Origin of the sequence: Mesorhizobium sp. M1006, from assembly GCF_040318825.1 — a bacterium.
Classification (GTDB): Bacteria; Pseudomonadota; Alphaproteobacteria; order Rhizobiales; family Rhizobiaceae; genus Mesorhizobium.
Genome location: NZ_JAMYMZ010000009.1, coordinates 119,596 through 133,256 on the forward strand (window position 1 = coordinate 119,596; position 13,661 = coordinate 133,256).

Sequence of the window (13,661 nt, forward strand, 5' to 3'; positions counted from 1 at the left end):
CCGGTCACGACGAGCCCTCACGGGTCAGAGGGAATGCGATTTCCGCCTCCAAACCATTTGAGTGGAAAGTTGTTTCAACCTTTCCGCCCAGCCGGTAGCCGATTTCTCCGCGCAGAAGGGTAAGGCCGAAGCCGCTGTCGGTTGGCTCCTTGATGCGGGGGCCGCCCTTCTCGCGCCAAGTGAGCCTGAAGGTTCCGTCCGCCACCGACCATTTCACGACTATCCGCCCGGCAGGTTTCGAAAGGGCACCATATTTAGCGGCATTCGTCGCCAGTTCATGGATTGCCATGCCGAAGGAAAGCCCTTGTACCGGCTTGAGGCTCACCCGTTTGCCATGGAGTTCGAACCGTTCGGCCCCGAAGGGATCGAGTTCCTGGCGCAGCAGTTCCTCGACGGAAGCTTCGGTCCAGCTTTCTCGCGAGAGCAGACTGTATGCTCGTGACATCGCCTGCAGGCGGCCGATCAAGGCGTCGGCGAACTCGTCTTTCGACGCCGAGTTTTCACGGGTCCGGTTGGTGATGCTGGCGACGACCGCCAGCATGTTCTTGACGCGATGGTTCAGCTCCGAGATGAGCACCTGCTGACGCTCTTCCGCCTGCGCCAGCGTCGTCACGTCGATCATGGTCACGACCACGCCTTGGACGCCGCCGCTCTTGTCCCGATAAGGGTTGATGCGAACCAGGTGAAACCGGCCGTTGTCATCGCGCGCAAGGTGATGGTTCAGGGTCTCTCCCGTCTCGAACACCGCCTGGATGTGCCGCTTCAACTCGGGGTAATCGAGTCGGCTCGAAAGATCGGTCAGCGGGCGGCCGACATCGGACGGACGCAAGTTGAAGAACGATGACGCGGCGGGAGTGAAGGTCCGCACCACAAGGTTGCGGTCGAGGAAGATGGTGGCGATTTCCGTGCTTTCGAACAAGTTTCTGAGATCGCTGTTGGCGCGATCGAGTTCCTCTATCTTGCCGGTCAGCTCCGCGTTGATGGTGTTTAGCTCTTCATTGAGCGACTGCATCTCCTCCTTCGAGGCCTCAAGCTCCTCATTGGTCGACTGCGCCTCTTCATTGACGGAGACGAGTTCCTCGTTCGAAGATTTTACTTCCTCCAGCGCGGTTTCGTATTCCTCGATGGTCGATTGCAGCCGCTCGCGTGTGTCGCGCAACTCCCGCTCGAGATCGGCCGCGTCGTCGGTGCCGCGGCTTTCGTGTGCCGGCTCGGAGCGGATCTGGGACTGTCCCACCGGATTGAACAGGACGAGGTAGAGGGGCTCGCCATTACTGCGTTCCGTGTATGGCTCGACCGTCAATGTAATGAACTGAAGCTGTCCGTCGTCTTCCTCGACCGCTATGTTCTCCCGCACGACCGTGCGGCGCGTCGTGGCTGCTTCCCGCAATGCGGCGCGCAGTTCCAGTCTCAGCCCGTGGCGGGCCTGGGTCAGCAACTGCCGGCTCGGGGCGCCTTGCGGCGCTTCCAGATATTTGCCCGTCCGCGCCGAATAGTAGACGATGTCGCCATCGCCATTGACAAGAACGTGAGGCGGGGCGAACCGCTCCAGCACCTGAGCCTCGATCGCCTGGCGCAGTGAATGGCTGGCCGCATCCTTCTTCGAGCCGCCGCGTCCGACCGGAAGGGCACCCGTGCGGCCATTGCCGATCAGGACCGGCGGCCGCGGCGTGGCATGTTCCCGCGCCTGGAATATCCGCTGCTTCTTGTCGACCGTGGCAAACAGGTCACCGTGCTGACCGATGGTTTCCGAGGTCCCGAGGAACAGATAGCCGCCCGGGCGCAGCGCGTAGTGGAAGATCGGGATGACCCGGTTCTGGATCTGCGGGCCGAAATAGATCAGCAGGTTGCGACACGAAATCATGTCGATGCGCGAGAAGGGAGGGTCGCGGATAATGCTGTGCGGCGAAAAGATGCACAGTTCGCGCACCTCCTTGCCGAGCACATAGCTCTCGCCGTCACTGTGGAAAAAGCGTTGCCTGCGCTCGGGCGAAAGCCCGTGCAGCAGCGCTTCTGGATAACGTGCCGCACGCGCCACCGCGAGCGCCGGCTCATCCATGTCGGTCGCGAATATCTGGACGCGCGGCGGCGCCGAAAGCTTCTCCATGCGCTCGCGCATCAGCATGCCGATCGAGAACACCTCCTCGCCGGTGGCGCAGCCGGGCACCCACACACGCACCGCATCGGAGGCGTTCTTGCCTTCGAAAATCTGCGGTATGATCTTGTCCTCCAGCAATTTGAACGCGTCGGCGTCGCGAAAAAAGCTGGTGACGTTGATGAGGAGGTCGCGAAACAGCTTCGCCACCTCGTCCGGATCCCTTTTCAGCCGTTCTGTGTAGGTGGTGATCGACTGCAGCTGCGTTATCTGCATGCGCCGCTTTACGCGACGCAGGAACGTCTTGGCCTTGTAGCCGGAAAAGTCGTGACCGGAATGGCTGCGCAAAATGGCGTAGATTTCATCGCGGGCTCGATCCATCTCGGCCTTGTGTTCGTCGTCTGCTTCGGTCAGGCCGTTCAGCACGTCGAAACCGCGGACAAACGCCTGAAGCTTTGCACCGATCTGCTCGGCGGGCGCCGCTATGTCGATCAGGCCGCTCGAAATCGCGCTCTGCGGCATGGCTGGATTGCGCGGGCCGGAACCGTTGGAGGCCTGGGCAATGGTCAGCCCGCCATGCTCCTTGATTGCCCTGGCGCCGAGCGTGCCGTCCGAATCGCCACCCGACAAGATAATGCCGACGGCATACTCGCCCTGGTCCTCGGCCAATGCGCTGAAGAAGATGTCGATCGGCTTGCGCTCGCGGCTGAACGTGTTCGGCCGGCGCAGCGAAAGCGCGCCCTTACGGATGGTGAGGACGACGTTTTGCGGCATCACATAGACCTGGTCGGGTTGGACCGCTGCCCCCTCCTCGGCCACCAAGACCGGCATTTCGGTATAACGTCGGATGACCTCGTGCAGCAGGCTTTCCCGCTCCGGGCTGAGGTGCGTGACGACGACGAACGCCATGCCGGTGCCGCCGGTCATTCCCTTGAACAGGCCCTCCATCGCCGGAATGCCGCCGGCCGATGCACCGACGCCGACTATGGGAAACCTTCCATTCTGGGATGCCACGCCAAGCCCCTGGTAACAGCCGCGAACACAAAGCCGTCAAATCGGGCCTCAGACCCTAATCACGCCTCAGACTAAGACCGGGCCGAGCCTGAGGCCAGTAAATAGTCCAGTAACGGAACAAAGCACCGCGGCTGGGCATTAACATTTGACTTCGGAGGCGGTTCCAATGGCAAGACGACCACCTGAAATAAAGCCGGCCAAGCGAATCCTGTTGCCCTCGCCGGATCTGACCAAGTTCCCGGTATCTGAAAACATCCCGCCTCGCCTGCTCGCGCTCGCGGAACGGTTGCAAGAGGTCCTGGCCCGCCATTTTGCGGAAGTCCGCGCCGACAGCCGTAAATCCCGCAGGAAGAAGGAACAATGAGGTGCGCGACCTGCAAGGCTTGCATATCCTGATCGTCGAGGACGAATGGATGCTGGCGGGCGATCTTGCACGTTACTTCAGCAAGATGGGCGCCGTGGTGCTTGGCCCGGTGGCGACGGTCGAACAGGCATCAAAACATACGGACGAGGCGGAGGCCGCGATCCTGGACGTCAATCTCAACGGACGACGGGTATTCCCGATCGCCGACGAGTTGATGCGCCGTGGCGTGCCGTTCGTGTTTTTCAGCGGCGACGAAGACATCGTTATTCCTGAGCGCCTTCGCTATGCCAGCAGCCTCCGAAAATCCTCGAACGGCCAGGCTGTCTTCGATGCTCTCTTCCCAGCCGAGACGTCGGCATCGAAAGGAGGCCGATCGTCGGAGCCCTCGGACGACGTATTTTCGCTGCTGCCCAAGCTCAGGCTCGCGGCGCGCCTGCTGCTGGGAGATGTGGAGGCCTCCGACCGGCTGGTCGAGCGAACGCTCGAACAGGCCATCCGCGAAATCGACAAGAGACGATCCGGCTCCTCCACGGAGGACTGGCTCAACGGCATCATGCGAAACATCGTCAGGGCACGCGGGCCAAACCTGCTGCACTGACCGTGGCCGCTGTTTGCCGCGATCCTACTTCCGGCTGCGTTCGACGAATTTGTTGAAGCGGCTGGTCTTTCCGCCGCTGGTCTCATCCTGGTAGAGGAAGGCCAGTTCGTTCTCATCGAAGATCCTGAAGAACTCGTCCCATTCGACAGGCTCGAACGTCTCTTCAGGCTCGCCGAAGTCGATGCGCAGTATGCCTCCCTCGCCCTTGGTGCGCACCACCGCCGGTCGCCCGTCGCGGTCCTCGGCCCAACGGCGGATTTCGTCGTGATCGGTGGTCGTCCTGGATTCAGACATCGCAATCTCCCTTCGATTCCACCGCAGGCCGCGAGATCTCACGCGTTGCTCCGGTCTGCCTCACACAACCAGCAGATGCATTGCTGCCCGGCATGTGCGCGCGGTTGGTTGATTATGGCTCCTAACACCAAGCGCGCTTCGATGTTCCCGTGCCCAGCCCAAGGCGGGGTCGCTTTCGGAGCGCAGCGTTCCGGGAACTTTGTTGAAGCAAGGGAACAAACCTTTCGCCCGGAAGTTTGGGGCGGCAAAGCCATTCGTATGAGGAGTTGTCGTGAAACGTATACTGGTCACGGGAGGCTGCGGTTTTATCGGCCGCCACGTCGCCCAGGAACTCGTTGAACATGGCTATGGGGTTTCAATTCTCGATGCGCTGCTGGACCAGGTGCATGGTGGCGAGGCAATCAGCCTGCCGCCAGGCGCCAAGCTGATCAAAGGCGACGTTCGCGATCGCGACGCCATCGCAGAGGCGGTCGACGATGTCGACGCGATCATTCACCTGGCGGCTGAAGTGGGCGTCGGCCAGTCCATGTACGAGATCGCCCGCTATGTCGGCGCCAACGACCTCGGCACCGCCACGTTGCTGGAAGCGCTGATCAAACGCCCGATCGAACGGATCGTCGTTGCTTCGTCGATGAGCGTCTATGGCGAGGGTCTCTATGCCACGCCGGACGGCCGGCGCATCGACAATGCAAGACGGCAGCCGGACGACATCCGCAGCGGCCAATGGAATCCCCTGTCGCCGGAAGGTGAAGTTCTGTCGCCGCTGCCGACCGACGAACAGAAACCGGTCGATCTCGCCTCAATTTACGCGCTGACGAAATACGCCCAGGAACGCGCCGTACTGATCTTCGGCGAAGCCTATGGGGTCGATGCGGTGGCGCTGCGCCTGTTCAATGTCTTCGGCGCCGGACAGGCGCTCTCGAACCCGTATACCGGTGTCCTGGCGAACTTCGCCTCGCGCATCGCCAACGGCCAGCGGCCGCTGATCTTCGAGGACGGCGAACAGCAGCGCGATTTCGTGCATGTACGCGACGTCGCGCGCGCCTTCCGGCTGGCGCTGGAACAGCCGCAGGCGCGCGGGCACGTCATCAACATCGGCAGCGGCCGGGCCTACGCGGTCAGCGACGTCGCCCGGCTGCTCGCCGAAGCGATGGGCGTGCCTGGCCGCCAGCCGGAAATCCTCGGCAAGGCACGCTCCGGCGATATCCGCAATTGCTTTGCCGACATCTCCAAGGCGCGCGAACTGCTCGGCTTCCAGCCGCAGTACCGGCTGGAGCATTCGCTCGGCGATTTCGTCGCCTGGGTGCGCAACACGGTCGCCATCGATCGCAGCGCCGAGATGAAGCGGGAACTCGAAGCGCGAGGGCTGGTATCATGAGACCGGAGTCACCCGATTTTCGCGAAATGCCCATCGCCATTATCGGCGGCAGCGGCTTCATCGGCTCCAACCTCGCCGACAGCCTGTTGTCGGATGGCGAACTGGTGCTGGTCATCGACAACCTGAGCCGTCCCGGCGTCGAGCAGAACCTGGAATGGCTGACGCAAAAGCACGGCAGCCGCCTGACCATCGAAATCGCCGATATCCGCGACGCAGAGGCGCTCGCGCCGCTGGTGGCGCGTTCGAAAGCGGTTTTCCACTTTGCCGCGCAGACCGCCGTCACCACGAGCCTGGTTCGACCGGACGAAGATTTCGACATCAACCTGCGCGGAACGTTCAACGTCCTGGAAGCCGCTCGCCGCGGCGGCAAGCGCATTCCCGTCGTTTTCGCCAGCACCAACAAGGTCTATGGCCGCCTCGCCGACCTCGCCATGGGCGAAGAAGACGGCAGATACGCGCCTCGCGACGCGGCCATCCATGCGCACGGCATCGACGAGACGCGCGGCCTCGATTTCTGCACGCCCTATGGCTGCTCCAAGGGCGCGGCGGACCAGTATGTCCTCGACTACGCCAAGTCATACGACCTGCCGACGGCGGTGCTGCGCATGAGCTGCATCTATGGACCGCGCCAGTTCGGGACGGAGGATCAGGGCTGGGTCGCCCACTTCCTGCTTAGCGCCTTCTCCGACCGGCCGATCACCATCTATGGCGACGGCAAGCAGGTGCGCGACATCCTCCACGTTGCCGATGCGGTCGCGGCCTATCGCGCCGTGCTCGACCGGATCGAGGAAATCAGCGGCCAGGCATTCAATCTCGGCGGCGGACCACAAAACGCCGTCAGCCTGCGCATGCTGCTGAAGGAGATTCGCGACATAACGAAACGGGACGTTTCGATACGTTACGACCGCGAACGCACCGGCGACCAACCGTTCTTCGTCGCCGACACACGCGCGATCGAGGCGCTGGGATGGAAAGCGCACGTCCCGTGGCAAAATGGCATCCGCGACCTCGCCGACTGGCTGCAGCGTCATCGCCTCGACCCGCATCCCGAACCGGCGAGGTACGTGGCATGAAGGTCGCCCTGGTCAATCCGTCCTGGACGTACCAGGACAGCATCTATTTCGGCTGCCGCCAGCCGCATCTGCCGCTCGAACTCGGCTATTCGAAAGCGCTGCTCGAAGCCACCGGCCACGAGGTGCTGATACTGGACGGGCAGATCCAGAAGCTCGACAACGCCGCGCTCGCCGATCGCGTCGCCGCATTCGAGCCTGGCATGACCGTCGTCAGCACCGCGCCGACCTACCTGTTCTGGCGCTGCGCACCGCCCGAGTTGCGCGTGCCGGCCGATTTCCTCAATCATCTTGCCGGGCGCGGCGGTCGCACCGTCGCCGTCGGGCCGCATGGCTCGGCGACGCCGACGCCGACTTTGCGCAAGCTTGGCGTCGACATCGTCGTGCGCGGCGAATGCGAGGAAGTGGTCGCGGAACTTGCCCGGCGCGACGACTGGACTGCGGTGCCGTCCACCGCCCATTTCGAGGATGGAGAACTGGTCTCGAACGGCGGCGTGCATGCGAGCTCGTTCATCGATCACCCGCCGCTCGAATGGCCATCGGACTGGATTGCCGCGCATTCGCACCACCATCACCGCTTCGACGACAACCAGGTCGGCTTTGGCGCGGAGGTCGAGGCGTCACGCGGCTGCCCGTATAATTGCAGCTTCTGCGCCAAGATCGATTTCCGCGATGCCTATCGCCGCCGGAACCACGAAGCAGTGATCGCCGAGATCGACCGGCTGATCGCACAGGGTGTCGGCTACATCTACTTCATCGACGAGATCTTCCTGCCGCAAAAGGCATTGCTGGAGGCGCTGGTCGATCGCGATGTGAAGTTCGGCGTGCAGACCCGTATCGACCTCTGGAAGCCGGAATTGCTGAAGCTGCTCGGTGCCGCCGGCTGCGTCTCGATCGAGGCGGGCCTGGAAAGCCTGACTGTGGAAGGCCGCGCCATGCTGGCAAAACGCTGCCGTTTGGGCACCGAGGAGCTGGCCGCGTTGCTGGTCGACGCAAGGCGCCACGTGCCGTTCGTCCAAGCCAATCTGATCGGCGTGGTCGAGGACGATCCCGCGCTCGTCGATTATTGGCGAAAGCACCTGATCGACAACGGCGTTTGGGCCAACGAACCGGTGCCGCTCTACCCTTATCCGAGTTCGCCCAGCTATCGCGAACTTTGGGGCGAGCCGGACGATCTCGCCTGGGAGCGCGCGCATGAACATTACCTCGCATCCTTCCGAACGTTCAGCGACATCCAGGAGAAGCGTCCGCGTCCGCTGGCTGAATTGGAGGCCACATGTTGCGGACACTGAGCCCGCCGCGTCGCATACTGATGACCGTCGATGCCGTCGGTGGCGTCTGGCGCTATGCGCTCGATCTGGCCAGGCAACTGGTCGCCGGCGGCGACAGCGTCGTGCTTGCCGGGCTTGGTCCGGAACCGTCCAGGCAGCAGGCGGAGGAGGCCCGGTCATTCGCGGCGCTGACTTGGCTCAACACGCCGCCCGACTGGATGACCCGCAACGAGCACGACCTCGACACATTACAGCAGGAGCTGCACCCGCTCATACGTGACTACGCCGTCGAAATCGTCCATCTCAACGCGCCGACGCAGGCCGCGGGGCTCGATGTGCCCTGCCCGGTCGTGACGGTGTCGCATTCCTGCGTGGTGACATGGTTCCACGCCGTCAAGGGACAGGCGGCGGACGGCGAATGGGCCTGGCAGAAGGACCGCAACCGGCGCGGTTTCGACAAAGCAGGCATTATCGTTGCACCCAGCCGCAGCCATGCCGACATGCTCGAAACCTGCTACGGGCCGATCGCGCGCCTGAGCGTCGTCGGCAACGGGGCGCGGCCCGGCGCGAAGAGCGAAAGACGGGAATCGGTGGTTTTCGCCGCCGCGCGCTGGTGGGACGAAGGAAAGAATGCGGCGGTGCTGGACCAGGCCGCCTCCCTGACGCAATGGCCGGTCTTCGTCGCCGGCTCCTTGCAAGGCCCGGACGGCCAGCATGTTGGCTTCAGTCACGCCGTTCCCGTCGGACCGGTGCCACATGAGGAAGTGCGCTCGCTGATGGCCCGGGCAGGCATTTTCGTATCGCCGTCGCTCTACGAACCGTTCGGCTTGGCCACGCTGGAAGCCGCGATGTCGAAGACGCCTTTGGTGCTCGCGGATATCTCGACCTATCGCGAATTGTGGGACGGGGCGGCCATGTTCTTCGACGCGCGCGATCCGGGCGATCTCGCCAGATGCGTCAACAGCGTTTGCAGCGACGCGCAGCGCCGGCGAGAGCTCGGTGAAGCAGCGGCTCGCCGAAGCCGCAGATTTTCATTGGCAAGACAGGCGACCGCCATGCGCGGCGTCTACGACAAGGCGGCCCTGGCCACCATGGCGGATAATTGATTATGCGATTTTTATTCTACACCCATTCGATCGTGTCCGACTGGAACCACGGCAACGCACATTTCCTGCGCGGCATCATGCGTGAGCTGGTCGCGCGCGGGCACCAGGCTATCGCGCTGGAGCCCGCCGACGGCTGGAGCCGGTCGAACCTGCTGGCCGAGAAAGGGTCCTTCGCAATCGAGCGATTCCGGAAGGACTTTCCCGAGTTGATGCCGGTGACCTACGATGCCGCTTTCGACCACGAAGCCTGGATCTCCGACGCCGATGTGGTGATCGTGCATGAGTGGACCGAGCCGGACCTTGTTGCGCGGCTGGGCAGGGCGAAAGCAACTGGCGGGCGTTTCACGCTGCTGTTCCACGACACGCACCATCGCGCTATCTCGGCTACGCAAGCGATTTCCGCCTTGCGGCTTGAACATTACGACGGCGTGCTCGCCTTCGGCGAGGCGCTGCGGGAAAGCTATCTTCGCGCCGGATGGGGCAAGCGGGTCTTCACCTGGCATGAAGCAGCCGATGACCACCTGTTCCAGCCGCATCCTGAAATCGAGCGTAGTTCCGACCTTATCTGGATCGGCAATTGGGGCGACGACGAGCGCAGTGCCGAAATCAGGGAGTTCCTGGTCGGCCCGGTGCGTGAACTCGGCCTGAGCGGAACCGTCCACGGCGTTCGCTATCCGCGGGAGGCGCTCGCCGACCTTGCGGCCGCCGGCCTGCGCTGCGAAGGCTGGATCGCCAATGCCGACGTGCCGAAGGCGTTCGCGGCGAACCGCATCACGATTCACATCCCGCGGCGTCCATACCGCGAAAGCCTGCCCGGCATCCCGACCATCCGCATGTTCGAGGCGCTCGCCTGCGGCATCCCGCTGGTTTCGGCGCCGTGGTCCGATGTCGAATGCCTGTTCAGGCCAGGCGTAGATTTTCTGTTTGCAAACAACGGTTCCGAGATGCGGCGTCATCTTCGCGCCGTGCTGCACGACGCGGATCTCGCCGCTTCTCTGGCGACGTCGGGCCTCGAGACCATTCGCTTGCGGCACACATGCCGGCACCGGGCGGATGAGCTGTTCGGCGTGCTCGCCGAATGCGGGCACCGCCAAGCCGCCGACACGATCCTTGCAAAGGAGGCCGCCGAATGAAGATCGCATTTTACGGGTCGAGCCTGCTGTCGTCCTATTGGAACGGCGCGGCCACCTATTACCGCGGACTGCTCAAGGCCCTGGCAAGGCTCGGCTACGACATCACCTTCTACGAGCCGGACGTCTACGATCGCCAGAAGAACCGCGATATCGAGGCGCCGGACTGGTGTGCCGTCGTCGTCTACGAGGCCACTCCGCATGCCATGATGCAGGTGGCGGCGCGAGCGGCGGAGGCAGATATCGTCGTCAAGGCGAGCGGCGTCGGTTTCGCCGACGACGCGCTCCTGCGGGCGGTGCTCGATCACGCCCGTGCCGATGCGCTCACCGTATTCTGGGATGTCGATGCGCCGGCGACGCTTGGCCAGTTGCGCGACGAGCCCGACCATCCGCTGCATCGCGCGCTGCAGGAAATCGACCTCGTGCTGACCTATGGCGGCGGCGACCCGGTGGTCTGGGCCTATCGGGCAATGGGGGCGGCCGAATGCGTGCCGATCTACAATGCGCTCGATCCGGAAACGCATCATCCGGTCGGCAAGGATATGCGCTTTGCCTGCGATCTCGCCTTTCTCGGCAACCGGCTGCCGGATCGCGAGGCGCGCGTCGAGGCCTTCTTCCTCGACCCGGCCGGCCGCTCCGCCGATCAGCGCTTCCTGCTCGGCGGATCGGGCTGGGGCGACAAGCAGATGCCCGCCAATGTCCGATGGCTCGGCCATGTCGGCACGCGTGACCACAATGCATTGAACGTCACGGCCAAGGCGGTGCTGAACATCAGCCGCGACAGCATGGCGGCCAATGGCTTTTCACCTGCGACGCGCGTTTTCGAGGCGGCGGGCGCCGGCGCATGCCTCATCACCGACGCCTGGCTCGGCGTGGACCTGTTCCTGAAATCCGGCGAGGAAATCCTCGTCGCGCGCGATGGCGAGGACGTCGCCGAGATCATGCAAAGCCTTAGTGCCGAACGGGCTAAGGCGATCGGGACATCGGCGCTTCGGCGCGTGCTTGGCGAACATACCTATACGACACGTGCCGTTTTAGCCGACGCCATCTTTAGGCGCCATTTCGAGCGTCCGACCGTGGAGGCGGCCGAATGACAAAGCCACTCGACATCGTCTTTCTTGGCCTGTCGCTCTCCTCATCCTGGGGAAACGGCCACGCCACCACCTTTCGGGGGCTGCTTAAAGGTATCCACGAACTCGGCCACCGCGTCACTTTTCTCGAACGCGACGTGCCGTGGTACGCAAGTCACCGGGATCTGCGCGATCCCGATTTCTGCGCCTTGCGCTATTATGAAACGATCGATGATCTTCGCCGCAATTTTGCGCGCTGCCTGCGCGACGCCGATATCGTGGTCGTCGGCTCCTTCGTTCCCGAAGGCCCTGAAATCATCGACGTCGTGGCTTCGCTGTGCACCGGTCAGTTCTGCTTCTACGACATCGACACGCCGATCACGCTGGCCAAGCTTTCGAGCGATGATTGCGAGTACATTGCCAAGCGGCAGGTCCCGTATTTCGACGTCTACTTCTCCTTCACCGGCGGGCCGACGCTTGCCCGTCTGACGGCGGAATTCTGCGCGAGGCGGGCCGAGCCGCTCTACTGCTCCGTCGACCCTGAACGGCATCACGGAACCGGTGATCCAATCCGCTGGGATCTCGGCTATCTCGGCACCTACAGCCCCGACCGCCAGGCGACGCTGGAGGCGCTGCTGTTCGAACCGGCGCGTCGCATGCCGGAGCGCCGCTTCGTCGTGGCAGGCTCGCAATATCCGCGCGAAATCGCCTGGCCGGACAATGTGGATCGCATCGAACACCTGCCGCCGGCAGATCACGCCGCCTTTTACAGCCGCCAACGCTACACGTTGAACGTCACGCGCAGTTCCATGATCGCGGCCGGATGGTCGCCCAGCGTGCGCCTCTTCGAGGCAGCCGCCTGCGGTACGGCGATCATCAGCGATAGCTGGGCCGGACTGGACAGCCTGTTTCCAGAGCGGACGATCCACACGGCGCGCAGGACCGAGGACGTAGTCGGTATCCTGTCCGGGGAATCCGACGGCGCCCGGCTTGCCATGGCCAGGCAGGCGCGCGTGCTCATCCTCGCAGCTCACACAAGCATCGCAAGAGCCCGCGAATTCGTTTCGCTGCTGGCGCAGGCCAAATCGCCACGTTCTGTTCTCGATCTGGACGTCGAGAGCGCAGCATGACCCGCAGACGGGAGAAGATAGAGATGCAGCTATCAAGAAAGGCGCAACGGACCAAGACCGTGCTTGTCGCCGGCGGCGCAGGTTTCCTCGGTTCGCATCTTTGCGAGACAATGTTCCAGGCTGGCTGGCGCGTGATCTGCGTCGACAATTTCCTTACCGGCCGCATGGAGAACATAGCATCGATCGCCGATCGTCCGGATTTTCGGCTGATCAAGCAAGACATTTGCCGACCGTTGGAGCTTGGCGAACCGGTTGACCGCATCTTCAACATGGCGTGCGCGGCCTCGCCGCCGCGTTACCAGGCCGACCCCGTCCATACGACGCGGACTTGCGTCATCGGAACGCTCAATCTGCTGGAGCTCGCCGCCCGCAATGGCGCCCGGTTCCTGCAGGCGTCCACCAGCGAAATTTACGGCGATCCCGAACAGCATCCGCAGAAGGAAGACTATGTCGGCCACGTGAACTGCATCGGGCCCCGCGCCTGCTATGACGAAGGCAAGCGCACCGCCGAAACCTTATGCTTCGATTATTTGAGAATGGGAAAGGCCGATATCCGTGTCGCGCGCATCTTCAACACCTATGGTCCCAGGATGGACCCTGCGGACGGACGGATCGTTTCCAATCTGATCATGCAGGCACTCGAGAGACGGCCGCTGACGATATTCGGCGACGGGCTGCAGACCAGGTCGTTCTGCTACGTTTCCGATCTGGTCGACGGCTTGATCCGGCTGATGGAGGTCGATCCCAATCCACGCCAGCCGGTTAATCTGGGCAATCCGGGGGAGTTCACCATCCTGCAACTGGCGAGCCTGGTGAGAGGCATGACCGCAACCAAATCGGGCCTGAAATTCCTGCCGCTGCCGCAAGACGATCCTCGTCGTCGGCAACCCGACATTTCCCGCGCAAGAAAGCTTCTCGGCTGGTCGCCAAAAGTGCCGCTCAGGCAGGGTTTGATGCACACGATCGGCTATTTTGCCGAGCTTGAGACGGCGCAGATGATCGACAGAAGACGTCGAATTGCCGCCACCGTGCGTTCTGCATCAGGCCGGCTGCAAAACCTGCCGGCCTGAGGCGAGGAGCGTCTGGCCGCTGTATGATCGCGCGGTCGTTTCGGATTTGGTCACTTTTTCTCGTCGCGGGA

12 protein-coding genes are annotated in these 13,661 nt (G+C 63.1%); 10 read left to right on the forward strand and 2 right to left on the reverse strand.

The genetic code is table 11. The annotated features are described in order from the left end of the window. Nucleotides 1-4 precede the first annotated feature (4 nt). Nucleotides 5-3,109 (reverse strand): CheR family methyltransferase, encoded by a 3,105-nt coding sequence (locus NKH60_RS11365; protein ID WP_352612133.1) that lies wholly within the window; start codon nucleotides 3,107-3,109, stop codon nucleotides 5-7. A 166-nt stretch (nucleotides 3,110-3,275) separates the two neighbouring features. Here NKH60_RS11365 and NKH60_RS11370 point away from each other — a divergent pair, with 166 nt between their 5' ends. Together NKH60_RS11370 and NKH60_RS11375 are read left to right on the forward strand one after the other, a co-directional pair. Further along, on the forward strand, nucleotides 3,276-3,473 hold the full coding sequence (locus tag NKH60_RS11370; RefSeq protein WP_352472888.1) for a hypothetical protein: 198 nt from the start codon (nucleotides 3,276-3,278) through the stop codon (nucleotides 3,471-3,473). 1 nt (nucleotide 3,474) lies between these two features. Further along, entirely contained in the window at nucleotides 3,475-4,071 is a 597-nt protein-coding gene (locus NKH60_RS11375) for a response regulator (protein ID WP_352612131.1), read from the forward strand. Nucleotides 4,072-4,095: 24 nt separating this feature from the next. On the opposite strand, the gene NKH60_RS11380 is transcribed toward NKH60_RS11375, so the two are convergent. Further along, nucleotides 4,096-4,365, reverse strand: coding sequence for a hypothetical protein (locus NKH60_RS11380; protein WP_352472886.1), 270 nt, complete (start codon nucleotides 4,363-4,365; stop codon nucleotides 4,096-4,098). Between the two features lie 271 nt (nucleotides 4,366-4,636). Between NKH60_RS11380 and NKH60_RS11385 the strand changes: the two genes are divergently transcribed. Genes NKH60_RS11385 through NKH60_RS11420 form a run of 8 tightly spaced genes read left to right on the forward strand, consistent with a single transcriptional unit; the run spans nucleotide 4,637 to nucleotide 13,590 of the window. Beyond that, nucleotides 4,637-5,743: an NAD-dependent epimerase/dehydratase family protein gene (locus NKH60_RS11385; RefSeq protein ID WP_352612129.1), complete on the forward strand. Its 1,107-nt coding sequence runs from the start codon at nucleotides 4,637-4,639 to the stop codon at nucleotides 5,741-5,743. Beyond that, a complete protein-coding gene (locus NKH60_RS11390; RefSeq protein WP_352612127.1) occupies nucleotides 5,740-6,816 on the forward strand; it encodes an NAD-dependent epimerase/dehydratase family protein in 1,077 nt (358 codons plus the stop codon). The genes NKH60_RS11385 and NKH60_RS11390 overlap by 4 nt, the downstream gene beginning before the upstream one ends. Continuing rightward, nucleotides 6,813-8,105, forward strand: a complete 1,293-nt coding sequence (locus NKH60_RS11395) for a TIGR04295 family B12-binding domain-containing radical SAM protein (protein WP_352612125.1) — start codon at nucleotides 6,813-6,815, stop codon at nucleotides 8,103-8,105. Before NKH60_RS11390 ends, NKH60_RS11395 begins: the two co-directional genes overlap by 4 nt. Beyond that, the gene (locus tag NKH60_RS11400) at nucleotides 8,090-9,190 is read left to right on the forward strand and encodes a glycosyltransferase family 4 protein (RefSeq protein WP_352612123.1); all 1,101 of its coding nucleotides are present in this window, start codon (nucleotides 8,090-8,092) and stop codon (nucleotides 9,188-9,190) included. The genes NKH60_RS11395 and NKH60_RS11400 overlap by 16 nt, the downstream gene beginning before the upstream one ends. Nucleotides 9,191-9,192: 2 nt before the next feature. After that, nucleotides 9,193-10,323: a CgeB family protein gene (locus NKH60_RS11405; RefSeq protein WP_352612121.1), complete on the forward strand. Its 1,131-nt coding sequence runs from the start codon at nucleotides 9,193-9,195 to the stop codon at nucleotides 10,321-10,323. After that, complete coding sequence (locus NKH60_RS11410) at nucleotides 10,320-11,414, forward strand: CgeB family protein (protein WP_352612119.1); 1,095 nt, start codon at nucleotides 10,320-10,322, stop codon at nucleotides 11,412-11,414. The genes NKH60_RS11405 and NKH60_RS11410 overlap by 4 nt, the downstream gene beginning before the upstream one ends. Further along, the gene (locus NKH60_RS11415; protein ID WP_352612118.1) at nucleotides 11,411-12,520 is read left to right on the forward strand and encodes a CgeB family protein; all 1,110 of its coding nucleotides are present in this window, start codon (nucleotides 11,411-11,413) and stop codon (nucleotides 12,518-12,520) included. The genes NKH60_RS11410 and NKH60_RS11415 overlap by 4 nt, the downstream gene beginning before the upstream one ends. A 23-nt stretch (nucleotides 12,521-12,543) precedes the next feature. Further along, the gene (locus NKH60_RS11420) at nucleotides 12,544-13,590 is read left to right on the forward strand and encodes a UDP-glucuronic acid decarboxylase family protein (RefSeq protein WP_352472879.1); all 1,047 of its coding nucleotides are present in this window, start codon (nucleotides 12,544-12,546) and stop codon (nucleotides 13,588-13,590) included. Nucleotides 13,591-13,661: the final 71 nt, after the last annotated feature.

What these genes read in the sequence shown, in the direction of transcription:
- NKH60_RS11370 (WP_352472888.1), top strand. Translation starts at nt 3,276, where the DNA reads ATGGCAAGACGACCACCTGAAATAAAGCCGGCCAAGCGAATCCTGTTG.
- NKH60_RS11380 (WP_352472886.1), bottom strand. Translation starts at nt 4,365, where the DNA reads ATGTCTGAATCCAGGACGACCACCGATCACGACGAAATCCGCCGTTGG.
- NKH60_RS11390 (WP_352612127.1), top strand. Translation starts at nt 5,740, where the DNA reads ATGAGACCGGAGTCACCCGATTTTCGCGAAATGCCCATCGCCATTATC.
- NKH60_RS11395 (WP_352612125.1), top strand. Translation starts at nt 6,813, where the DNA reads ATGAAGGTCGCCCTGGTCAATCCGTCCTGGACGTACCAGGACAGCATC.
- NKH60_RS11400 (WP_352612123.1), top strand. Translation starts at nt 8,090, where the DNA reads ATGTTGCGGACACTGAGCCCGCCGCGTCGCATACTGATGACCGTCGAT.
- NKH60_RS11405 (WP_352612121.1), top strand. Translation starts at nt 9,193, where the DNA reads ATGCGATTTTTATTCTACACCCATTCGATCGTGTCCGACTGGAACCAC.
- NKH60_RS11410 (WP_352612119.1), top strand. Translation starts at nt 10,320, where the DNA reads ATGAAGATCGCATTTTACGGGTCGAGCCTGCTGTCGTCCTATTGGAAC.
- NKH60_RS11415 (WP_352612118.1), top strand. Translation starts at nt 11,411, where the DNA reads ATGACAAAGCCACTCGACATCGTCTTTCTTGGCCTGTCGCTCTCCTCA.
- NKH60_RS11420 (WP_352472879.1), top strand. Translation starts at nt 12,544, where the DNA reads ATGCAGCTATCAAGAAAGGCGCAACGGACCAAGACCGTGCTTGTCGCC.